Genomic DNA, 19,787 nt, shown 5'->3' with positions numbered 1-19,787 from the left:
CCACATGGCGGACGGGGAGGCGGACGGGGAGGCGGACGGGGAGGCGGGCGAGGAACGGCTGTTCCTCCGCCGGTCGGGCGAGGACCGCGGGCCCTCGCTGGTGGAGCGGATCGGCGACCGCCTGGCCGAGGCCGGGTTCAGGAGCCCCCTTCACCGGATGCGGCTCAAGGGCCGCTTCCCGCTCAAGCTTCTGGCCGTGCCGGTCGACCCGGTGCCGGGCGACCCCGACCGGGGGGCTCGGCTTGCGGCCGGGCGGCTGTTCCACTCGGGCTACGGCGTGCCCCTCTCTTCCGGGGCGCTTGACTCGCCCGATGCGCCCGCCCCCTGGCGGCGCTGGCTGCACGGGTGGGGCTGGCTTCGGGATGCGGCGGCGCGACCGCCCGAGGGCCCTGCCGAGGCCGAGCGGATCGAGCGCCTGGCGCGGCGCTGGCTCGAGCGTTTCCCCGACTATGACGCCGAGGCCTGGGCGCCCGACGTGACAGGGCGGCGGGTGCTCATGGCGATTGCGCACGCGCCGCTCCTCATGCCCCGGCATGACCATGTCCACCGCTCGGCGGTGCTGAACGGCATCGCACGCTGGACCAGGCACCTCGAGCAGGCGGTGCGGCGCCTGCCCGATGGCCTGCCGCGGCTGGAGGCGGTGGCCGGGCTTCTCGGCGGCGCGCTCCTGCTTCCCGGGCAGGACGAGCGGCAGGCACGGGCCGAGGCCATGCTCGCACCGCTGCTTTCGGCCCTGCTCGATGACGAAGGCGTCGCGGCCCTGCGCGGGCCGCTCGAGCTCGGCGCGGTGGGCGACCTTCTGCTGCTGCTTGCCGCCTTCTACGCGGCGCGCGGCCTGAACGAGGGGGCGGCCGTTGCCGGCGGGCTGGAGGCGGTGCGCCGCCGGCTGGGGGCCCTCGCCATGGGCGGCGGCCAGGTCTCCCCCTGGCATGGCGGCGCACCGAGCCCGGCCCAGCTCGCGCGGCTCGGGGTCCGCCCCTGCGGTGGCCCGGTGCTCTCCGGCGGCTTCGTCCGCCTCGAGGCGGGCGCCACGGTCGTGGTGATGGACGCGGGCCCGCCGCCCGCCGCCCGCCAGGCGCTTGCGCCGCACGCCTCGACGCTCGCGATTGCCGTGGCGGACGGAGGCGCGCCGCTCCTTGTCTCCTGCGGCGGGGCCTTCGCCACCGCCCCCGACGGGATTGCCGCGCTTGCCTTGCCCCAGGCGCTGGCCGAGGGCCTGCGGGCAACGGCGGCGCATTCGGCGCTCGTTCTTGCCGATACCAATTCCACGCCGCTGGCCGGTAGCGGCGCCCGCCGCCGGGGCGGCGTGGAGGAGGTTGCGATCGAACGGCGAAGCGGGCCCGAAGGGCAGCTCGTCGAGGCCGTGCACGATGGCTACCGGGGGCGTTTCGGCTTCCTCCACCGGCGCAGGCTGTGGCTTGCGGCAGATGGCGCCGATCTCCGCGGCGAGGATGTCCTCCTCCCCGCGCCCGGCCTTCGGCGCATCGGTGCGGGCGAGCCGCTGCCGCTTGCCATCCGCTTCCACCTGGCGCCGGGTACCGTCGTCTCGCTGACCGGCGCGGGAGACGGCGCGCTCGTGCGGCTCGCCGGCGCGAGGCCGCGCGAGGCGGCGGCCTGGGCGCTGCGCTGCAGGCTGCCCGAGGGGTTCCACCTGCGGATCGAGCCAAGCATCGCCGTCGACTGGCAGGGCGAGGTGCGGCCGACCAACCAGCTCGTGATTGCCGGCAGCGTCACCCGCGTACATCTTCCGGCCATCCCCTGGGCGTTCCGTCGCCAGTCGCGCGGCTCGGCGCACGGCTGAGGGCGCGCCCAAGTCCGGGCGCCGTGCATGGCTCACCGGCGCTTGCCGCCGCCGGCCGGCTGCGGCAGGTGGAACGCCTCTCGCGAATGCCGGGGGCCCCCATGACCGACCTTGTGCGCGTGCGCCGCGCGCTTCTCTCCGTTTCCGACAAGACCGGCCTCGTCGAACTGGCCCGGGCGCTCGCCGGCCATGGCATCGAGCTCGTCTCGACCGGAGGCACCGCGACCGCCCTCCGCGACGCGGGGCTTGCTGTCCGCGACGTGGCCGAGCTCACCGGCTTTCCCGAGATGATGGACGGCCGGGTCAAGACGCTCCACCCGGCCGTCCACGGCGGCCTTCTCGCGCTGCGCGGCAACCGGGCGCACGAGGCCGCGGCGGCCGCGCACGGGATCGCCCCGATCGACCTCCTCGTCGTCAACCTCTACCCGTTCGAGGCAACCGTTGCCCGCGGGGCGCCCGCGCCCGAGGTGATCGAGACCATCGACATCGGCGGCCCGGCCATGCTGCGCTCGGCGGCCAAGAACCATGAATTCGTGGCCGTGGTGACCGACCCGGCCGACTACCCCGCGCTCGTCGCCGAGCTTTCCGCGCATGCCGGGGCGCTTGGGCTCGCGACGCGGCGGCGGCTGGCGGCGAAGGCCTTCCGCCTGACCGCCGCCTATGATGCGGCGATCGCGGCGTGGTTTGCGGCCGGCGAGAGAGAGGCCTTCCCCGAGGTGCTGCCGCTCGCGGCCCGGCTGGTGTCGAGGCTCCGCTACGGCGAGAACCCGCACCAGTCGGCCGCCGTCTATGCCGCGCCGGGCGAGGAGGGCGGCCTCGCGCGCGCCGCACCGGTGCAGGGCAAGGAACTCTCCTACAACAACCTGAACGATGCCGAGGGGGCGCTCGCGCTGGTGGCGGAGTTCCGCGACGCGGGCCCGACGGCGGCCATCGTCAAGCACGCGAACCCCTGTGGCGTCGCGACCGCGGCCACCCTCGAGGAGGCGCTGCGGGCGGCGCGCGCCTCAGACCCCGTCTCGGCCTTTGGCGGGATCATCGCCGTCAACCGGCCGCTTGATGGCGCGACAGCGCGGGCGATCACGGAGCTGTTCACCGAGGTGGTCATCGCGCCCGAAGCCGACGCCGAAGCCCGCGGCGTCTTGGCGAAGCGCGCCAACCTCCGGCTTCTCCTGCTGCCCCTCCCCGACCCGGCCCGGCCCGGGCTCCTGCTCCGCAGCATCTCCGGCGGCTACCTTGCCCAGACCCGCGATGACCGGCTGCTGGACGAGCTTCGGGTGGTGACGAAGCGGGCGCCGACCGCGGCCGAACTCGCCGACCTCCGCTTCGCCTGGACGGTGGCGAAGCACGTGAAGTCGAACGCCATCGTCTACGCGAAGGACGGGGCGACCGCGGGGATCGGCGCGGGGCAGATGAGCCGGCTCGACTCGGCGCGGATTGCCGCCCGCAAGGCCGAGGAGGCGGCCGCTGCTGCCGGCTGGCCCCAGCCGCGCACGCTGGGGAGCGTCGTCGCGTCGGACGCCTTCTTCCCCTTCGCCGACGGCCTTGTCGCCGTCGCCGAGGCCGGTGCGACCGCCGTCATCCAGCCCGGCGGCTCGGTGCGCGATGCCGAGGTCATCGAAGCGGCCGACGCGCGCGGGCTTGCCATGGTCTTCACCGGCCTGCGCCACTTCGCCCACTGAGGCCGTGGACCGGCTGCGGGCACCCGGCCTTCTGCCTTCCGGCCTTGTCGGGCCGGCGTGGATGGTCGTCGCCTGCGTCGCCTTCGCCGGGCTCTGGGTCTTCATCCGCCTCGCCTCCGAGGCGATGCACCCCTTTGCGATCGTCTTCTGGCGCAACCTCATGGGGCTGCTCTGGCTTCTGCCCATGCTGCTCGCGACGCCCGGCCTGCTGCGGCCCGCCCGCGCGCCCGCCCATGTCCGCCGCGCGACCTCGGGGCTCGTTGCCACCTACGCCACCTTCTATGCGGTTGCGAACGCGCCGCTCGCGACCGTGCTTGCCATCAACTACACGGCGCCGCTGTTCGCGACCGTGGGTGCCGTGCTCTTCCTCGGCGAGCGGATCCGGCTGTGGCGCTCGGCGGCGCTCCTCCTGGGCTTTGCCGGCATGCTCCTGGTGCTGCGCCCCGGCGCGACCGAGATGACCGCCGGCCTCTGGGCCGCCGTCGTCTCGGCGCTCGCCACCGCCTTCTCGCTGGTGGCCATCAAGGCGCTCACCGGCACCGACGACCCGCGCGCGGTCGCCGCCTGGTCGTTCGTGCTGATGCTGCCGGTCTCCTTTCTCGTCGCCATCCCCTTCGGCCCGTGGCCGGAGGCGCGGCTGTGGCCGATTCTCGTGTCGCTTGGCGCCTGCGCGGCGGCCGGCCAGCTCGCCCTCTCGCGCGCCTTCGCCGCCGCCGAGGCAGGGGCGGTCATGCCCTTCGACTTCGTGCGCTTCGGGCTCATCACGCTGGCCGGTATCCTCCTCTTCGGCGAGCGTTACGATGCGCTGACGCTTGCCGGCGGGGCGATCATCCTCGGCTCGACCGTCTTCATTGCGCTTCGCGAGCGGCTGGCGCGGATTTCCGCGCGGCCGAGCGGCTCGCCCGACACCTGAGGCCCTCCCAAGCTCGGGAGGGGCAGGGGCGCCGGGCCGCGCCTAGGGCTCATGGCACTGGAAGCAAGGGAGACTGCAGAATGGAACTCCAGGGGTTGACGGCAGTGGTGACGGGCGGGGCGTCGGGCCTTGGCGCAGCAACCGCGCGGGCGCTGGCGAAGGAAGGCGTGAAGGTCGCCATCTTCGACCTGAACGCCGAGAAGGGCGAGGCCGTGGCCGCCGAGGTGGGCGGCGTCTTCTGTCAGGTCAACGTGACCGACGAGGCCTCGGTCGACGCCGGGTTCGCGAAGGCGCGCGCGGCCCTCGGCCAGGAGCGGATCCTCGTCAACTGCGCGGGCACGGGCAACGCCATCAAGACCGCCTTCCGCGACAAGCAGACGGGCGAGATCCGCCACTTCCCGCTCGAGGCCTTCAACCTCATCATCCAGATCAACCTCGTCGGCACCTTCCGCTGCATCGCGAAGTCTGCCGCCGGCATGATGACGCTCCCGCCCCTCAACGACTTCGGCGAGCGCGGCGTCATCATAAACACCGCGAGCGTCGCTGCCGAGGACGGTCAGATCGGCCAGGCGGCCTATTCGGCCTCGAAGGGCGGTGTGGTGGGCATGACGCTCCCGATCGCGCGGGACCTCTCGAGCGAGGGCATCCGGGTGAACACCATCCTGCCCGGCATCTTCGACACGCCGCTGCTCCAGGGCGCGCCGGAGAACGTGAAGGCCGCGCTCGCAGCGCAGGTGCCCTTCCCGAAGCGGCTGGGCCGGCCCGAGGAATATGCAAGCCTCGCGCTTGAGATGTGCCGCAACAGCTACTTCAACGGCGAGGACGTGCGTCTCGACGGCGCCATCCGCATGAGCCCGCGCTGAGCCTTCCGTCGACGCCCGGCCGGACGCGGTCCGGCCGGGCCATGCCGCCTAGCGGGCCGGCGGCAGGATGACGGTGTCGATCACGTGGATGACCCCGTTCGACGCGGCGATGTCGGGCGCGGTCACCGTCGCCTCGTTGACCTTGACTCCGTTCGTGCCGTCGATCCTGACCTTCGCGCCATTGACGGTTGCGACCTCGAGGGTCTTGCCGGCGAGCGCGGAGGACATCGTCTGGCCGGGCACCACGTGGTAGGTGAGGATCGCCGTCAGCTGCGCCCTGTTCTCGGGCTTGAGCAGGGTCTCGACGGTGCCGGCCGGAAGCTTCGCGAAGGCGTCGTCGGTGGGGGCGAAGACGGTGAAGGGGCCGGGGCCCTTCAGCGTGTCGACGAGGCCGGCCGCGCCGAGGGCCGCAGCGAGCGTCTTGAACTGGCCGGCGGCGACGGCAGTCTCGACGATGTCGGCAGCACGGCCGGCGGTTGCAGCAAGGGCGAGGGCGGCGGCAGTTGCCGCCATGAGCAGGGTCTTCATCAGGTACCTCCTGGGCAGGGCGGCCGGAGTGGCCGCCGGACCTGCGAGTTCGGGTCGCCGCGCCGGGATGCGACCTCGCGCAATCGGGAGGCGCGACAGGCTGCCGCCCCTCAGGCGCGCAGCCGGGCGAGCGCCTCGTGTTTGCCGATCAGCGGGAGGAGCGCGGCCATGTCCGGCCCGGAGGCGCGGCCGGTGAGCGCGAGGCGCAGCGGCAGGAAGAGGCTCTTCCCCTTGCGGCCGGTGCGCTCGGCAAGCGCGGCGGTGAGCGCGCCCCAGGTCTCGGGGCCCATCTCGAGCGTCTCAAGAAGGCGTGCCGCCTCGGCGAGGTAGGCAGCCTCCTCCGGCTGGGGCGGCGCGGCGACCGGCCCGTCGATGACCGCCTTCCACTCCGCCGCTTCGGCAAGGGTTCGGAGATTGCCGCGGACGGCAAGCCACTCCGCCTCGGAGAGCGGCACGCGGCCGGCGACCGCGGCGTGGGGCAGGGCGTGGAGGATCTTCGCGTTGAGCGCGAGAAGCTCGGCCTCGTCGAAGCGGGGGTGGGCACGGCCGAGGTGGGAGAGGTCGAAGGTCTCGATGAGCGGTTCATCGGACGTGACCGGCTCGACGGGGAGGCTGGTGCCGAGCCGGGCAAGCAGCGCCTTGACTGCAAGCGGCTCGATGCCGGCCGCGCGGAACTCCGCAACGCCGATCGAGCCGAGGCGCTTCGAGAGCTTGCCCTCGGTGCCGGTCAGGAGCGGCGCATGGCCGAAGGCCGGCGGCGGATGCCCGAGGGCCGCGAACATCTGCAGCTGGATTCCCGTGTTCGTCACATGGTCCTCGCCGCGGAGCACGTGGGTCACCCCCATGTCGATGTCGTCGACGACGGAAGGGAGCATGTAGAGCCAGCTGCCGTCGGCGCGGCGGATGACGGGGTCGGAGAGCGAGGCCGGGTCGATGTGGGAGGGGCCGCGGACGAGATCGTCCCAGCGGTGGGGAAGATCGGGGGAGAGGCGGAAGCGCCAGTGGGGCCGGCGGCCTTCGGCCTCGAGCCGGGCGCGGTCCGCTGCGGTCAGGGCCAGCGCGGCGCGGTCGTAGACGGGCGGGAGCCCCTGGGCGAGCTGGACCTTGCGCTTGAGTTCCAGTTCCTCGGGCGTCTCGTAGGCAGGGTAGGCGTGGCCTGCCGCGGCGAGCGCTTCCAGCACCTCGGCATAGCGCGCGAGCCTGTCCGACTGGCGGACCTCGCCATCCGGGTGGAGGCCGAGCCAGGCGAGATCCTCGCGAATGCTGGCCGCGAAGGCCTCGGTCGAGCGGGCGGCGTCGGTGTCGTCGAGGCGGAGCAGGAACCGCCCGCCGAGCTTCCGGGCCGTCAGCCAGTTGAGGAGGGCGGTGCGGATGTTGCCGACGTGGAGCCGGCCGGTGGGCGAGGGCGCGAAGCGGGTGACGACGGGTGCGCGAGCGGGGGCAGCGGCCGGAGCAGCGGGGGCCGGAGCGGGGGCGGAGGCCATGGGCGAGGCTCCAAGGGCCGGGGGCGAGCTGCTGTCAAGCGGAAGCGCGCGCCGCGCGGGCCGTGCCCATCGCCTCGCGCCCGCCGTCAGCGGGAGGCGAGGCGGCCGTTGTCCACCGGCTGGAAGGCGCCCAGCGTGCAGAAGCCGTAGCTGATGCTGCCGATGGGGTCGACCAAGTCGAACGGGTCTCCGGCGCAGACCTGGCCCGTGGGCACGCGCCACACGGCAATGCGGTTGTCGCCGATGGCCGGGCACGGCTCGGGGAGGGTGACGCGGAACCAGCGCGACGCGCTCTCGCGGACGAGGAGCGTCTTCTGGTCGATGAGGCGGGTTTCCTGGATATTGCGGAGCAGCATGCAGCGCCGCGGTGGATCGGTCTCGGGGAGTGCGGCGACGCGCGCGGATTCGGCAGCGCGCTCGGCGGCACGGTCGACCGCCCCGGCCGGTCCGGCGAGGGCCAGTGCCAGCGCAAGCACAAGGGGTTCAGAACGCATCCTTGGCTCTCCTCCGGGCCCCCAGTTCCGCCACGTCCGCCGCGCGGACGAAGGGGTTGGTGGCCAGCTCCTCGGCGAGCGTGAACGGAACCGTAGGTTCATTCCTCGCACGGGCCTCCTGAACGGCGGCGAAACGGGCGCGGAGGGCGGCGTTGTCGGGCTCGACGGTGATGGCGAAGCGGGCGTTGGCGAGCGTGTATTCGTGGGCGCAGAAGACGCGGGTATCGGCGGGGAGGGCCTTCAGCTTGCCGAGTGCCCTGAACATGTCTTCGGCCGTGCCCTCGAACAGCCGGCCGCAGCCCATGGCGAACAGCGTGTCGCCGCAGAAGAGCGCCTTCGCGGAGGGGAAATGGTAGGCGACGTGCCCGGCGGTGTGGGCGCCGACGAAGAGCACCTGTCCCTCGTGGGCGCCGAGCGTCACCGTGTCACCCTCGTCGACGGCGCGGTCGAGGCCGGGGATGCGCTCGGCCTCGCGCGCGGGCCCGATGACGGTGCAGCCGGTCGCGGCCTTGATCTCGGCATTGCCGCCGACATGGTCGGGGTGCCAGTGGGTGTTGAGGATGTGGGTGATGGCAAGCCCGGCATCGGCTGCCGCGTCGAGGACGGGCCCGGCAACGGCGGGGTCGACGACGGCGCAGCGCCCTGGCGCGTAGACGAACAGCCAGACGTAGTTGTCGGCAAGCACGGGCACGCGGAGCACCTCGGGGAGGGTGCCGGCGGCCATGTCACCAGGTTCCGATGTTGGGGGCAGAGGCCCAGGGCTCGCGCGGCGGCAGCGGCCGGCCTGCCTGGAGAAGCTCGATCGAGATTCCGTCGGGCGTCTTCACGAAGGCCATGCGGCCGTCGCGCGGCGGGCGGTTGATGGTGATGCCGGCGGCCGCGAGCCGGTCGCAGACCTCGTAGATGTCGTCGACGGCGTAGGCCACGTGGCCGAAGTTGCGGCCGCCGGTGTAGCCCTTCTCGTCCCAGTTGTGGGTGAGCTCGATCTGGGCGTCCTCGTTGCCGGGGACGGCGAGGAAGATGAGGGTGAAGCGCCCGGCCTCATTGTCGTAGCGGCGAAGCTCCTTCAGGCCGAGGATCTCGAAGAAGCGGATGGTCTCCTCCGGGTCGGAGACGCGGAGCATGGTGTGGAGATACTTCATGCGCCCTCCTTGAGCCGCCGGCCCTCGAGCGCCTCGACCGCGGCGGTGATCCACTCCGGCACCGGCGCCGGGCGACCGCGGGCCTCTGCCACATGCACCTGGACCTGGCGGATCGCTGCGCGAAGATCGTCATTGCCCTCGCCGTTCGCAAGGCCATGGAGCTCGCAGAGGAACTCGGCCGAGGTGCGGCCGATCCGGCCGGCGGCCACGCAGATGTCCACCTCCTCATCAAGAAGCATGGGGGCCCGATAGTCCACCTCGGCGCGGACGACGTGGAACTCGGCCTCGCCGCCGCTGATCGCGGTCCGCTCGAAGATGCCCGCTCGCCGCCAGTATTCGACGACGCCGACGTCGGCCCATTCGAGGTAGCGGGCGAAGTAGACGACGCCCTGGGCGTCGACCTCGGCGTAGCGGACGCGGCGGCGGAAGGCGAATCGGAAGTCGGCGCGCGGCATGGCTTGTCTTAGGCTGCCGTCGGGCGCAGGGCGAGCGGCAGGCGACCGGCGAGGGAGGCGGGCATGGCGGGCGGGCGCGAGACGCTGATTGCCGGCGCGCTGGTGGGCGTCGGCCTCGCCGCGGCCGGTCTCTTCATCGGCAGCGGCTTGGGGCGGGTGCGGGAGCCGGCGGCAGGAGTCACGGTGCGCGGTGTTGCCGAACGCGACGTAGAGGCGGACCTTGCCACCTGGACCCTGGTGACGCAGGCTGCCGGGACGGACCTCGCCGAAGTGCAGGCGCGGGCCGACCGCGACGCCGAGACCCTGAAGGCCTTCCTTGCCGCCCAAGGGTTTGCCCCGGCCGAGATCGCGGCACGGGGCGCGGGCGTCAACCAGTGGTATGATGGCCAGCGCGGCGTGATGAACATCACCATCCGCCAGCGCTTCCAGGCGCGCACCACCGATGTTGCCAGGATGGAGCGGGCGTTCGCGGCGCAGGCCGACATCATCCGCGCCGGCGTGGCGCTCGATGGCGACGGGGGTCAGCTCACCTACAGCTTCACCAAGCTCAACGACATCAAGCCGGAGATGATCGCCGAGGCGACGAAGGCTGCGCGCGAGGCGGCCGACCAGTTCGCCGCCGATTCGGGCGCGAAGGTGGGCGGCATCCGCACGGCAACCCAGGGGCTCTTCACCATCACCGGGCGCGACGGCGACCCTGGGCCCGGGACCGACACGCCGAACCAGAAGGTTCGCGTGGTGACGACCGTCGAGTTCCGCCTCGAGGACTAGGGGGAGGCGAGGCCTGCGAGAAGGCGGGCGAGCGCCACGAAGAAGACGAGGCCCGAGGCGATCATCAGGTAGTCCCAGGGAAGGAACGCGAGCGGGCCGATGGTCCGCCGGCGATCGGCGAGAGCGCAGCCGAGGGTGGCCGCCCCCGCGAGGCCAGTGACCGCGGCCAGCAGCGGGTCGAGCGCCAGCTGTCCCTCCCTCAGGGCTTGGAGCGGGCGGCCCGGCCGCCTAAGGAGCGCGCGGTCCAGTCTTCGGAGCTGCTCATGGTTCGCACCCTTCTCCTTGCCGCCGCGCTGGCGGCCCCTGCCGTCCTCGCCGCGCCTGCGCAAGCGAGGCGGGCGACCGAGGCCGAGGCGGCGGCCGCGCTCGATGCTGCCATCGCCGGGCCCTGGCGCTCCGAGGCGAACCGGGCGCGCGACCAGTATCGCCACCCGAAGGAGACGCTGCTCTTCTTCGGTTTCCGGCCCGACATGACGGTCGTGGAGATCGCGCCCGGCGGCGGCTGGTACACCGAGATCCTGGCCCCTGCTCTCAAGGGCCGCGGGCAGTACATCGCCGCGTTCAACAACCCGACCGTTTCCCCGGCGGCCGCGAAGGCGCGCGCCGCCTTCGTCGAGCGCTTCTCAAACCGCGACATCTTCGGCCAGGTGAACGTTGTGAACTTTGGCCCCGGCATCATGGCCTCGATGGCGGCGCCCAACAGCGTCGACCTCGTGGTTACCTTCCGCTCGATCCACGGGCTTCTCGGGAACGGCACGGCGGATGAGGCGTTCCGCGCCTTCTACACGGTGCTGAAGCCGGGCGGCCGGCTGGGCGTCGAGCAGCACCGGCAGCGCGAGGACCGACCGAACCTGCCCGGGGCCAACCAGGGGGGCTATGTGAAGGAAAGCCAGGTGATCGCGCTTGCCGAGGCCGCCGGATTCCGCCTCGTGGGCCGCTCCGAGATCAACGCCAACCCGAAGGACACGGCCGACTGGCCGAACGGCGTGTGGACCCTTCCGCCGACGCTCGCGCTCAAGGACCAGGACCGGGAGAAGTATCTGGCCATTGGCGAGAGCGACCGGATGACGCTCCTGTTCGAGAAGCCGGCTCGCTAGGTCCTTTCCGGACCGTTCGCGGCGGCGGGTTCAGTCGTCGTTCAAGCCGTTGGCGCGACGCCCTCGGGCCGTGTCCATCTGCCGTTCGTCCGCCTGCATCCGCTCGCTGGCGGCGTCTGTCGCAGTCGCGGGGCTTCCCGCGGCCGGGCAGATCGTCGGCGTGCCGGTGCAGCCGCTTTCGCCCGCGAGCACGACAGACGCCTGGGTTGCCGGCAAGCCGTCGAAGCGGGCCTGCATCGACGCGACCGCGATCGCGGGCGCCATCGTCATCGACCCGAAGACGCTCGAGCTCATCGACCGCAAGGGTCAGCACTTCCAGCTGACCTTCGGGCGGCCGTGCCCGCACCTCGGCTACTATGGCGGCTTCTATTTCCGCGCCGACGACGAGGGCCGGCTGTGCGCCTCGCGCGACCGGCTGCAGGGCCGCAGCGGTGCTGCCTGCGAGATCTCCGCGATCGCGCCGATGCGGCCCGCGCGGCCGCCCCGCTGACCTCGGGCGGCGGGACGGCGCCGCCAAGCCTGTCCTGTGGCGAATGGGCAACAGCTGACCGGCTGCGCTGCCCTGCCGGGCCTGGTCTCGAGCAGCGGCTGGACAAGCGCGCAGGAGGCTGTTTTGGTACCGCGTGTGCCCTGGGGAGGGACGCGGTGGGAGTTTCTGCGCTGCGAACGGCGCCGGCAGTGTCCGTTGCGCCCGCCATGCCTTCCCGGGAGGGCTTCGGCCGAACGGTCGGCCGCGAGGCGAGGGAGAGGGATCATGAACGGACGGTGGGGCACCAGGGCAGCAGCGCGGCTTCTTGCGGGCACGGCGCTGGCGGCGGCTGCGGCCGGCCAGGCACAGGTGGCGGAGACCACCGGCATCGGCGAGATCATCGTGACCGCCCAGCGCCAGGCGCAGAGCCTGCAGGACGTGCCGATCGCGATCACGGCCTTCTCGAGCGAGCTGATCGAGCGCCAGCAGATCAACGCGGCCCAGGATCTCCAGCTCTCGCTGCCCAACGTCGCCTTCACCAAGGGGAACTTCAGCGGCACGGTCAACATCACCATCCGCGGCGTCGGCGATGCCGCCGTCGCGACCTCGGGCGATACCTCGCTCGGCATCCACATCAACGAGATCCCGATCGGTCCCAACCTGTTCGAGGCCGAGTTCTACGACATCGAGCGGATCGAGGTGCTGCGCGGGCCGCAGGGCACGCTGTTCGGCCGCAACGCCACCTCGGGTGTGCTCAACACCGTGACCGCCCGCCCCGTGTTACGCGAGTTTCAGGCGCGCGGTCTCCTTGAGTATGGCAATTACGATTCGATCCGTGCCGAGGCGATGGTCAACGTGCCGGTGGGCGACACCATCGGCCTGCGCTTCGCCGGCAACTTCCTGAAGCGCGACGGCTTCACCGAGAACATCTTCACTGGCAACCGGATCGACGGCCGCGACCAGTTCTCGATCCGCGGCACGCTCAGGTGGGAGCCCTCGGAGCGCACCACGGTTGACATCATCGCCCAGCGCTTCGAGGATGATTCCAACCGCTCGCGGATCCAGAAGCAGCTCTGCCACCGCGACCCGACCGGCGTGCTCGGCTGCCTTCCCGACCGGCTGGAATATGAGAGCGTCAACGCCAACGGCACGCTCGGCGGCACCATCAGCAGCCGCGAGTTCTTCGGCGCCATCTCGGGCGGAGCGCTCGCGCCCTTCGGCATCGCCTCGGTCTACGGGCCGGACAACCACTTCGGCGTGGTCAACCCGCGCGACCTGCGCGTGGTGAACATCGACTTCGAGCCGCGCTGGCATTCGGAATCGACCTGGGTCCAGCTGAAGGCGCGCCAGGAACTGGGCGACAGCTTTACCCTGAACCTCTCCGGCGCCTGGGTGAAGGGCCGCCACCAGTCCGAGACCGACTACAACCTCATTGCCGGCAACCCGTTCAACTTCGCGCCTGGTGGCGGCATCTTCGCGCTCCGGAACTTCCCGCTGTTCGCGGCAGGGGCGGCGCGGCTGTTCCAGGGCAACACCATATGCGTCTCGTCGCCGAACCGCCGCTATGTCGGCTTCATCAACAACGAGATCGAGCGCTGTGCTGCGAACGACACCAACTTCGACAGCAGCCGCACCCACGCCGAGGCGTGGGTCGGCGAGGCGATCGTCGAATCGAAGTTCGATGGCCGCATCAACTTCCTGCTGGGCGGCATCTACATCCGCAACAAGGCGGGCTCGGACTATTTCGTGAACTCGTCGAGCCTCGACTATGGCGCGATCGTGCTCGGCGCAGCGAACGGCGGCCCGACCTCGGGGCTGGCCTCGCCCTTCTTCAACTCCGAGACCGACACCTATCGCCTGAAGGCCTACGGCATCTTCGGCGAAGTCTATTTCGACGTGACCGACAACCTGCGCTTCACCGGCGGTGTGCGCTACTCGAACGACGACAAGTTCGTCCGCGACAGGGCCTTCCTCTACAACCTGCCGGTACCCTACGGCACGCCGGACTTCACCGAGACTCCGATCTTCCGGGCGGCCTATGATGCCGACCCGTCGCGGCCCGGGCCGCAGCCCTTCCGCGAGGCCTCGGCGAAGTTCGACGCGGTGACCGGCCGGGCGGTCATCGACTGGAAGCCGACGACGAGCTTCACCGACGACACGCTCGTCTACTTCAGCTATTCGCGCGGCTACAAGTCGGGCGGTATCAACCCGCCATTTGACCCGACCCTGTTCACGGCACCCGCCACCTTCCAGCCCGAGTTCATCAACGCCTTCGAGATCGGCACCAAGAACACCTTCCGCAACGGCCAGCTGCGCGCCAACCTCACCGGCTTCTACTACGACTACAAGGGCCTGCAGCTTTCGCGGATCATCAACCGCACCAGCTTCAACGACAACACCGATGCCACCATCTACGGGATCGAGGGCGAGTTCATCGTGGCGCCCACCCCGCGCTGGCTGTTCAACGTGAGCGTCTCCTGGCTGCACACCAAGGTGAAGGAGCTGAGCCTCGTCGACGTGCGCGATCCCTCGGGCGGGCGCAACGACGCCGTCATCATCAAGGATCTGGCCGGTGGCGCCAACTGCGTCTTCCAGGTGCCGGGCAACCCGGGGCTGGCCAACGCCTTCGTCGCCGGGTTCAACGCGGCCGTCGGCCTCAGGCCGCCAGTGCCGGTGCCGGCGACCAACACGACGGGCGCCTTCTCGCTGTGCAACGCGCTGCGCGATGCCGCGCTCGGTGCCGGGATTCCGGTGGTGACCGAGGGCGCAAACCGCACGCTCCCGGCCGGCGTTCCCGTGCGCCTCGACGGCAACGAGCTGCCGAACTCGCCCGAGTTCAAGGTCATCCTGGGGGCGCAGTATACGCTGCCGCTGGGCAGCTCGGGCTGGAACGCAGTGATCCGCGCCGACTACAGCTTCACCGACGAGATCTATTCGCGCACGTTCAACCTGCCGATCGACCGGGTGCCCTCCTACGACATCCTTTCGGCGAATATCCAGTTCAACGCGCCCAACGACCGCTGGTTCATCCGCGGCTTCCTTCAGAACGCGTTCAACAGCGACGCCATCACCGGCCAGTATGTGACCGACCCTTCTTCGGGGCTCTTCACGAACGTCTTCACGCTGGAGCCCCGGCGCTACGGCATCGCGGTCGGCTTCAACTTCTAGCGTTCGGCGAGGGCCGGGCCGGGCAGCATCCTGCTGCCCGGCCTTTCGCTTCGATGAAACCGGCGCTAGAGGCGGACGCGTTCCCGCGAAGGCGTTGCCCTTGCCCTTCTCCGACCTGCATCTTTCCGAGCCCCTTCTCCGCGCCGTAGCCGAGGCCGGCTATACCGAGCCGACCGCCATCCAGGCCGCCGCCATCCCCCAGATCCTCATGGCCAAGGACTTGATTGGCGTCGCCCAGACCGGGACCGGCAAGACGGCAAGCTTCGTGCTGCCGATGATCGACATCCTTGCCGAAGGCCGGGCCCGGGCGCGCATGCCGCGCTCGCTCATCCTCGAGCCGACGCGCGAGCTCGCCGCGCAGGTGGCCGAGAATTTCGAGAAGTACGGCAAGCATCACAAGCTCTCGATGGCGCTTCTCATCGGCGGGGTCGCCTTCGGCGACCAGGACCGGGCGCTCGAGAAGGGGGTGGACGTGCTGATCGCGACTCCGGGGCGCCTGCTCGACCAGCACCAGCGCGGCAAGGTGCTGCTCTCGGGCGTGGAAGTGCTCGTCATCGACGAGGCCGATCGGATGCTCGACATGGGCTTCATCCCCGATGTCGAGCGGATCTGCGCCCTGCTCCGGCCCGAGCGGCAGACGCTCCTCTTCTCGGCGACCATGCCGGGGCCGGTGAAGACGCTGGCCGACCGGTTCATGACGAGCCCGAAGCTCGTGGAAGTGGCGCGGCCGGCCACGACCAACGCCGACATCACCCAGAAGCTCGTGCCGGTTGCCTCTCGCGACAAGCGCGCGACGCTGATCCGCCTCCTCAGGGCGCCGGAGGTGCAGACGGCGATCGTCTTCTGCAACCGCAAGACGACGGTGAGGGAGCTTGCCGGCGAGCTGAAGCGGGCGCGCTTCCGCGCCGGCCAGATCCACGGCGACATGGAGCAGGCCGACCGGATCCGCGAGCTCGAGCGCTTCCGCGCCGGCGAGATCGACGTGCTCGTTGCCTCCGACGTCGCCGCGCGCGGGCTCGACATCAAGGGCGTGTCCCACGTGTTCAACTTCGACGTGCCCTGGCACCCGGACGACTATGTCCACCGCATCGGGCGAACCGGGCGGGCCGGCGCCACCGGCACGGCCATCACGCTGGCGACGCCCGAGGACGCCGAGGCCGTCGCCGCGATCGAGAAGCTGACCGGCCTGAAGATCCCGCGCATGGGCGAGGGGGAGGGCCGCGCCGGTGCCGAAGGAGACGAGGCGCGCGGCGGCGACGCGGGGGCGGAGGCTCCGCCGGTCAAGGCAAAGGGCCGCGGGCGCGCCGGGAAGGGGAGGAAGAGCGAGAAGGCGCAAGAGGGAGAAGCCGGATCTGCCGCAGCGCGTGACGGCGGCCGCGGCAGGCGGCGCGGCAGCGAAGCGAAGCGCGCTGCGGGCGGCACGCGCCCGGCCCCTGCCGCACCCGCCTCGGAGCCCCGTGCCGCCGAGCCGGAGGCCGCCCACGGCTTCGGGGACGACGTGCCCGCCTTCCTCCTTGTCTCGGCACGGCGCTGAGGCTGCCGCTTTTGCCGGGTGAAGGCGGGCTGCTGCCGCCCTAAGCCGCGCGGCGCAACCGGGCCAAGGGGAGACCGCATGGAGTTCGAGCACATCCTCTGGAGCGAGGAGGACGGGGTCGCCACGCTCACTATCAACCGGCCCGACCGGCTGAACGCGCTCCACACCGGGGTGATTGCCGAGATGATCCGCGCGGTAGACCAGATCCGCGACGGCCAGTCCTCGGCACGCTGCCTCCTCCTGACCGGCGCCGGCCGTGGTTTCTCCTCGGGCGCTGACCTGGCCGGCGGCAGTGCCGGCGGCGGGGGCGGGGGGCGCTCCGGCCCGGTGGATGCAGGCGCCGTGCTCGAGACCCACTTCAACGTGCTCCTCGAGCGGCTCTTTGCGCTCCCCGTGCCGTTCGTGACCGCCGTCAACGGCGCGGCGGCCGGGGCCGGCTGCTCCTATGCGCTTGCCGGCGACATCATCGTGGCAGCGCGCTCCGCCTATTTCCTCCAGGCCTTCGTCAACATCGGGCTCGTTCCCGACGTGGGCTCCACCTGGATGCTGCCGCGCATGGTGGGCCGCGCGCGGGCGACGCGGATGATGATGCTGGGCGAGCGGATCCCGGCCGAGCAGGCCTACGAATGGGGCATGGTCTCGGAAGTCGTGGACGATGCCGAGCTCATGCCGCGGGCAACCGAAATCGCACGCAAGCTCGCGAAAGGGCCCACCCGCGCGCTTGCCCTCATCCGCACCGGCATTCGCGACTGCATGGACAAGACGCTGACCGAGGCGCTGATGGTCGAGCGGCGCAACCAGCTCGAGGCCGGCCGCACCGCCGACTTCGCTGAAGGGGTGATGGCCTTTCTCCAGAAGCGGCCGGCCAGCTTCTCGGGCCGCTAGGCTATCGGCGCCGGGGCGCGCCGGCCGTAGCCGGCCCGCCCGGCTTGCCTTTGGCCGCGCGGGCCGCTTTCAGGCGCCAATGGCGGATCATCGCGCGCTCCGGGATGCCTTCGGCTGCTTTGCAACCGGCGTCACCATCGTGACCGCGGTCGATGCACGAGGACGGCGCTTCGGCTTCACTGCGAACAGCTTCGCCTCGGTCAGCCTCGACCCGCCGATGCTGCTCGTCTGCCCGGCGGCGGGCGTCTCGAGCCTTCCCGCCATCCGCGAGACCGGGCGCTTCGGAGTCTCGGTGCTCGCAGGCGACCAGCGGGCGCTTGCCGAGCGCTTCGCCCGGCGCGGGGTGGACCGGTTCGCGGAAGGCGCCTGGGTCGAGGCCGAGTCGGGCGTGCCGCTGCTCGAGGGCGCGGCGGCCAACTTCGCCTGCGCGCTCGCGCACGACTGGCCTGCCGGGGACCATGTGGTGCTGGTCGGCCTCATCGAGAGCTTCCGCGCCGCGCCCGAGCGCGCGCCCCTCATGTACCTGCGCGGCCGCTACGCCTGAGCCGTGCGCGGCGGCGGGCTTGCGAGCGCGATGACCAGCCCGGCGAGCGCGAGTGCGGCGCCGAGCGCGGCGAGCGGAGTCCAGCGGTAGCCTTCGAGCGCGGTCGAGATGGCCATGGCGAGGACCGGAATGGGCACGCCGGTCCAGGCGGCCTCGGCGGGGCCGATCCGGCGGATGAGGTCGAAGTAGAGGCCGAAGGCGAGCGCGCTTGCCGCCAGGGCAAGGAACAGCAGGCCGGCGGCGTAGCTTGGCCGCGGGTCCCAGGCAGGCGGGCCGACGGTTGCAAGCGCGAAGACCGCGTCGACCCCGGCGCCCATCAGCATGGCCCAGCCGAGACCTGCGAGCGGCGGGAAGCGGGTGGCGGCCGGGCTTGCCTGCATGACGTTGGCGACCGAGGCGGAGAGCACCGCACCGCCCACGAGGAGGAGCCCGAGGCGTGCGTCGCCATCCCCGGCGGGCAGGGCAAGTTCGCGGGCGAAGAGGAGGCCGACGCCGACGATGCCGAGCGCCGAGCCGAGGAGAAAGCGGGGGGAGACGCGGCGGCCGAGGAAGAGCCGCGCAAGCAGGGCGTTCGGCACCATGAGGAGGGCGAAGGCGACCGCCGGGATGCCCGAGGGGATGTGGAGCTCCGAGCGGTAGACGAGGTTGAAGTTGAGGACGAACTGCATGAGGCCCAGCGCCGCGAGGAAGGGAAGGGACGCGCGCGGCACGGCCACCGGCAGGCCCCGGAGCCTCGACCAGAGGAGGAGCGCCGCGCCGCCGATGGCGAACCGGTAGGCCACCGACCAGCTGACGGGAACGGCTGCCAGCTGGTCCTTGATGACGATCCAGGTCGTCCCCCAGACGAGGACGACGGCGAGGAACTGGAGCGCGGCGCGGCGGTCGGGCACGGGCGGCAGCAGCCGGAGCCGGTCAGCCGAGCGCGGCAAGCGCCGCGGCGAGTGCCGCGACCGCCGCCTCGTCCTGGTCCCAGCGGACGACGAGGCGCACGGCCTCGGGGCCGGCGAGCTCCCAGTCGTAGAAGCCGAAGCCTGCAGCACGCAGCGCGGCCTTCTCCGCCGGCGCGAGGCGCAGGAACAGGCTGTTGGCCTCGACCGGCCAGAGGAGGCGCGCGCCCGCGGCCGCAGCGAGCCGGTCGGCAAGCGCGTTGGCGCGGCGCGCGGTCTCGAGCCACAGGCCCCCCTCGAGGTGGGCGAGGAGCTGTGCCGCAGCGAGCCGGCCCTTCGATGGCATCATGCCGGCCCGCTTGCGGCGGACCGGCAGCGTCTCGGCGAGGTCCGCGGCGAAGCAGACGATGGCCTCGCTCGTGCCGCCGCCGTTCTTGATGCAGCCGAAGCTCAGCACCTCCACGCCTGCCCGCCAGCTGAGATCGGCGGGGGCGCAGCCGAGCCGGGCGACGGCATTGGCGAAGCGCGCGCCATCCATGTGGACCCGAAGGCCGCGCGCCCTGGCGAAGCCGGCGAGGTCCGCTACCTCGGCGGGCGTATAGACGGTGCCGGCCTCGGTGGCGTTGGTGAGCGTGAGCGCGGCCGGCTGGACCTGGTGCACGTCGCCGCGGCGGCGGGCGAGCGCGGCCTCGAGCCCGGCGACATCGAGCTTCCCGGCACGTCCGGCCACCAGGATGTGCGAGGCGCCGTGGGTGAAGAAGGGGACGGCGCCGGCCTCGTCCACCTCGATGTGGGCTTCGGCATGGGCGAGGATCCCGCCCCAGGGCGGCACCATGGCGGCAAGGCCGAGCGCGTTGGCGGCGGTGCCGGAGGGGACGGGAAAGACCCGCACGGGGGCTTCGAACAGGGCCGAGAAGGCGGCATCGAGCCGGGCCGACCAGGGGTCGGAATCATAGGCGGCGGGCACGGCCGGCGCCGCCTCGGCGAAGGCGCGCGCGACGGCCGGGTGAACGCCCGCGGCGTTGTCGGAGAAGAAGTCCATGGCGGCCGGGTAGCAGGCGGGGGGCGGAAGG

At 71.8% G+C, this 19,787-nt stretch carries 19 protein-coding genes; 11 read left to right on the top strand and 8 right to left on the bottom strand.

Features of this window, described 5'->3' with window-relative positions; translation table 11 throughout:
* The first annotated feature begins 4 nt into the window (after positions 1–4).
* The 4 genes from H3H34_RS05980 (at position 5) to H3H34_RS05965 (ending at position 5,256) form a co-directional block, all read left to right on the top strand.
* Complete coding sequence (locus H3H34_RS05980; protein WP_194744372.1) at positions 5–1,801, top strand: heparinase II/III family protein; 1,797 nt, start codon at positions 5–7, stop codon at positions 1,799–1,801.
* A 101-nt stretch (positions 1,802–1,902) separates the two neighbouring features.
* On the top strand, positions 1,903–3,480 hold the full coding sequence (purH, locus tag H3H34_RS05975; RefSeq protein WP_194744371.1) for a bifunctional phosphoribosylaminoimidazolecarboxamide formyltransferase/IMP cyclohydrolase: 1,578 nt from the start codon (positions 1,903–1,905) through the stop codon (positions 3,478–3,480).
* A 4-nt stretch (positions 3,481–3,484) separates the two neighbouring features.
* Positions 3,485–4,393: a DMT family transporter gene (locus H3H34_RS05970; RefSeq protein ID WP_194751874.1), complete on the top strand. Its 909-nt coding sequence runs from the start codon at positions 3,485–3,487 to the stop codon at positions 4,391–4,393.
* An 80-nt stretch (positions 4,394–4,473) separates the two neighbouring features.
* Positions 4,474–5,256 carry an SDR family NAD(P)-dependent oxidoreductase gene (locus H3H34_RS05965; protein WP_194744369.1) on the top strand — a complete coding sequence of 261 codons (783 nt, stop codon included), beginning with the start codon at positions 4,474–4,476 and terminating at the stop codon, positions 5,254–5,256.
* A gap of 48 nt (positions 5,257–5,304) precedes the next feature.
* On the opposite strand, the gene H3H34_RS05960 is transcribed toward H3H34_RS05965, so the two are convergent.
* The 6 genes from H3H34_RS05960 to H3H34_RS05935 form a co-directional block, all read right to left on the bottom strand.
* Entirely contained in the window at positions 5,305–5,769 is a 465-nt protein-coding gene (locus H3H34_RS05960) for a fasciclin domain-containing protein (RefSeq protein WP_235945541.1), read from the bottom strand.
* Positions 5,770–5,894: 125 nt separating this feature from the next.
* Positions 5,895–7,268, bottom strand: a complete 1,374-nt coding sequence (gene gltX, locus H3H34_RS05955) for a glutamate--tRNA ligase (protein WP_194744367.1) — start codon at positions 7,266–7,268, stop codon at positions 5,895–5,897.
* 86 nt (positions 7,269–7,354) lie between these two features.
* Positions 7,355–7,762, bottom strand: coding sequence for a DUF6491 family protein (locus H3H34_RS05950; protein ID WP_194744366.1), 408 nt, complete (start codon positions 7,760–7,762; stop codon positions 7,355–7,357).
* Entirely contained in the window at positions 7,752–8,486 is a 735-nt protein-coding gene (gloB, locus tag H3H34_RS05945; RefSeq protein ID WP_194744365.1) for a hydroxyacylglutathione hydrolase, read from the bottom strand. Before gloB ends, H3H34_RS05950 begins: the two co-directional genes overlap by 11 nt.
* Before the next feature lies 1 nt (position 8,487).
* Positions 8,488–8,904, bottom strand: a complete 417-nt coding sequence (locus H3H34_RS05940) for a VOC family protein (RefSeq protein ID WP_194744364.1) — start codon at positions 8,902–8,904, stop codon at positions 8,488–8,490.
* Positions 8,901–9,359, bottom strand: coding sequence for an acyl-CoA thioesterase (locus tag H3H34_RS05935; protein WP_194744363.1), 459 nt, complete (start codon positions 9,357–9,359; stop codon positions 8,901–8,903). The genes H3H34_RS05940 and H3H34_RS05935 overlap by 4 nt, the downstream gene beginning before the upstream one ends.
* 63 nt (positions 9,360–9,422) lie before the next feature.
* On the opposite strand from H3H34_RS05935, the gene H3H34_RS05930 reads away from it, so the two are divergent.
* The 7 genes from H3H34_RS05930 to H3H34_RS05900 all read left to right on the top strand — a co-directional run bounded on the left by H3H34_RS05930 (position 9,423) and on the right by H3H34_RS05900 (position 17,827).
* Positions 9,423–10,130, top strand: coding sequence for an SIMPL domain-containing protein (locus H3H34_RS05930; protein ID WP_194744362.1), 708 nt, complete (start codon positions 9,423–9,425; stop codon positions 10,128–10,130).
* 263 nt (positions 10,131–10,393) lie between these two features.
* Positions 10,394–11,227 carry a class I SAM-dependent methyltransferase gene (locus H3H34_RS05925; protein ID WP_194744361.1) on the top strand — a complete coding sequence of 278 codons (834 nt, stop codon included), beginning with the start codon at positions 10,394–10,396 and terminating at the stop codon, positions 11,225–11,227.
* Positions 11,228–11,297: 70 nt separating this feature from the next.
* A complete protein-coding gene (locus H3H34_RS05920) occupies positions 11,298–11,717 on the top strand; it encodes a hypothetical protein (protein ID WP_194744360.1) in 420 nt (139 codons plus the stop codon).
* Between the two features lie 264 nt (positions 11,718–11,981).
* Positions 11,982–14,864, top strand: a complete 2,883-nt coding sequence (locus tag H3H34_RS05915; protein WP_194744359.1) for a TonB-dependent receptor — start codon at positions 11,982–11,984, stop codon at positions 14,862–14,864.
* A gap of 100 nt (positions 14,865–14,964) precedes the next feature.
* The gene (locus H3H34_RS05910) at positions 14,965–16,398 is read left to right on the top strand and encodes a DEAD/DEAH box helicase (RefSeq protein ID WP_194744358.1); all 1,434 of its coding nucleotides are present in this window, start codon (positions 14,965–14,967) and stop codon (positions 16,396–16,398) included.
* Between the two features lie 78 nt (positions 16,399–16,476).
* On the top strand, positions 16,477–17,283 hold the full coding sequence (locus tag H3H34_RS05905) for an enoyl-CoA hydratase-related protein (protein ID WP_194744357.1): 807 nt from the start codon (positions 16,477–16,479) through the stop codon (positions 17,281–17,283).
* 79 nt (positions 17,284–17,362) lie between these two features.
* Entirely contained in the window at positions 17,363–17,827 is a 465-nt protein-coding gene (locus tag H3H34_RS05900; protein WP_194744356.1) for a flavin reductase family protein, read from the top strand.
* On the opposite strand, the gene H3H34_RS05895 is transcribed toward H3H34_RS05900, so the two are convergent.
* Both H3H34_RS05895 and H3H34_RS05890 read right to left on the bottom strand, forming a co-directional pair.
* Positions 17,818–18,717 carry a DMT family transporter gene (locus tag H3H34_RS05895; RefSeq protein WP_328831390.1) on the bottom strand — a complete coding sequence of 300 codons (900 nt, stop codon included), beginning with the start codon at positions 18,715–18,717 and terminating at the stop codon, positions 17,818–17,820. The genes H3H34_RS05900 and H3H34_RS05895 overlap by 10 nt on opposite strands.
* Positions 18,718–18,739: 22 nt before the next feature.
* Positions 18,740–19,756, bottom strand: coding sequence for a threonine aldolase family protein (locus H3H34_RS05890; protein WP_194744355.1), 1,017 nt, complete (start codon positions 19,754–19,756; stop codon positions 18,740–18,742).
* Between the last annotated feature and the right edge of the window lie 31 nt (positions 19,757–19,787).

It is taken from the genome of Thermaurantiacus tibetensis (assembly GCF_015354055.1).
Taxonomy (GTDB): domain Bacteria; phylum Pseudomonadota; class Alphaproteobacteria; order Sphingomonadales; family Sphingomonadaceae; genus Thermaurantiacus; species Thermaurantiacus tibetensis.
Note: the sequence above shows the minus strand (reverse complement) of the source record. Positions and strands in the feature narration are given on the sequence as shown.

Excerpts from the sequence above, each read along its gene's own strand:
- H3H34_RS05980 (WP_194744372.1), top strand. The coding sequence starts at position 5 with ATGGCGGACGGGGAGGCGGACGGGGAGGCGGACGGGGAGGCGGGCGAG.
- purH (WP_194744371.1), top strand. The coding sequence starts at position 1,903 with ATGACCGACCTTGTGCGCGTGCGCCGCGCGCTTCTCTCCGTTTCCGAC.
- H3H34_RS05965 (WP_194744369.1), top strand. The coding sequence starts at position 4,474 with ATGGAACTCCAGGGGTTGACGGCAGTGGTGACGGGCGGGGCGTCGGGC.
- H3H34_RS05960 (WP_235945541.1), bottom strand. The coding sequence starts at position 5,769 with ATGGCGGCAACTGCCGCCGCCCTCGCCCTTGCTGCAACCGCCGGCCGT.
- gltX (WP_194744367.1), bottom strand. The coding sequence starts at position 7,268 with ATGGCCTCCGCCCCCGCTCCGGCCCCCGCTGCTCCGGCCGCTGCCCCC.
- H3H34_RS05950 (WP_194744366.1), bottom strand. The coding sequence starts at position 7,762 with ATGCGTTCTGAACCCCTTGTGCTTGCGCTGGCACTGGCCCTCGCCGGA.
- gloB (WP_194744365.1), bottom strand. The coding sequence starts at position 8,486 with ATGGCCGCCGGCACCCTCCCCGAGGTGCTCCGCGTGCCCGTGCTTGCC.
- H3H34_RS05940 (WP_194744364.1), bottom strand. The coding sequence starts at position 8,904 with ATGAAGTATCTCCACACCATGCTCCGCGTCTCCGACCCGGAGGAGACC.
- H3H34_RS05935 (WP_194744363.1), bottom strand. The coding sequence starts at position 9,359 with ATGCCGCGCGCCGACTTCCGATTCGCCTTCCGCCGCCGCGTCCGCTAC.
- H3H34_RS05930 (WP_194744362.1), top strand. The coding sequence starts at position 9,423 with ATGGCGGGCGGGCGCGAGACGCTGATTGCCGGCGCGCTGGTGGGCGTC.
- H3H34_RS05925 (WP_194744361.1), top strand. The coding sequence starts at position 10,394 with ATGGTTCGCACCCTTCTCCTTGCCGCCGCGCTGGCGGCCCCTGCCGTC.
- H3H34_RS05915 (WP_194744359.1), top strand. The coding sequence starts at position 11,982 with ATGAACGGACGGTGGGGCACCAGGGCAGCAGCGCGGCTTCTTGCGGGC.
- H3H34_RS05905 (WP_194744357.1), top strand. The coding sequence starts at position 16,477 with ATGGAGTTCGAGCACATCCTCTGGAGCGAGGAGGACGGGGTCGCCACG.
- H3H34_RS05900 (WP_194744356.1), top strand. The coding sequence starts at position 17,363 with ATGGCGGATCATCGCGCGCTCCGGGATGCCTTCGGCTGCTTTGCAACC.
- H3H34_RS05890 (WP_194744355.1), bottom strand. The coding sequence starts at position 19,756 with ATGGACTTCTTCTCCGACAACGCCGCGGGCGTTCACCCGGCCGTCGCG.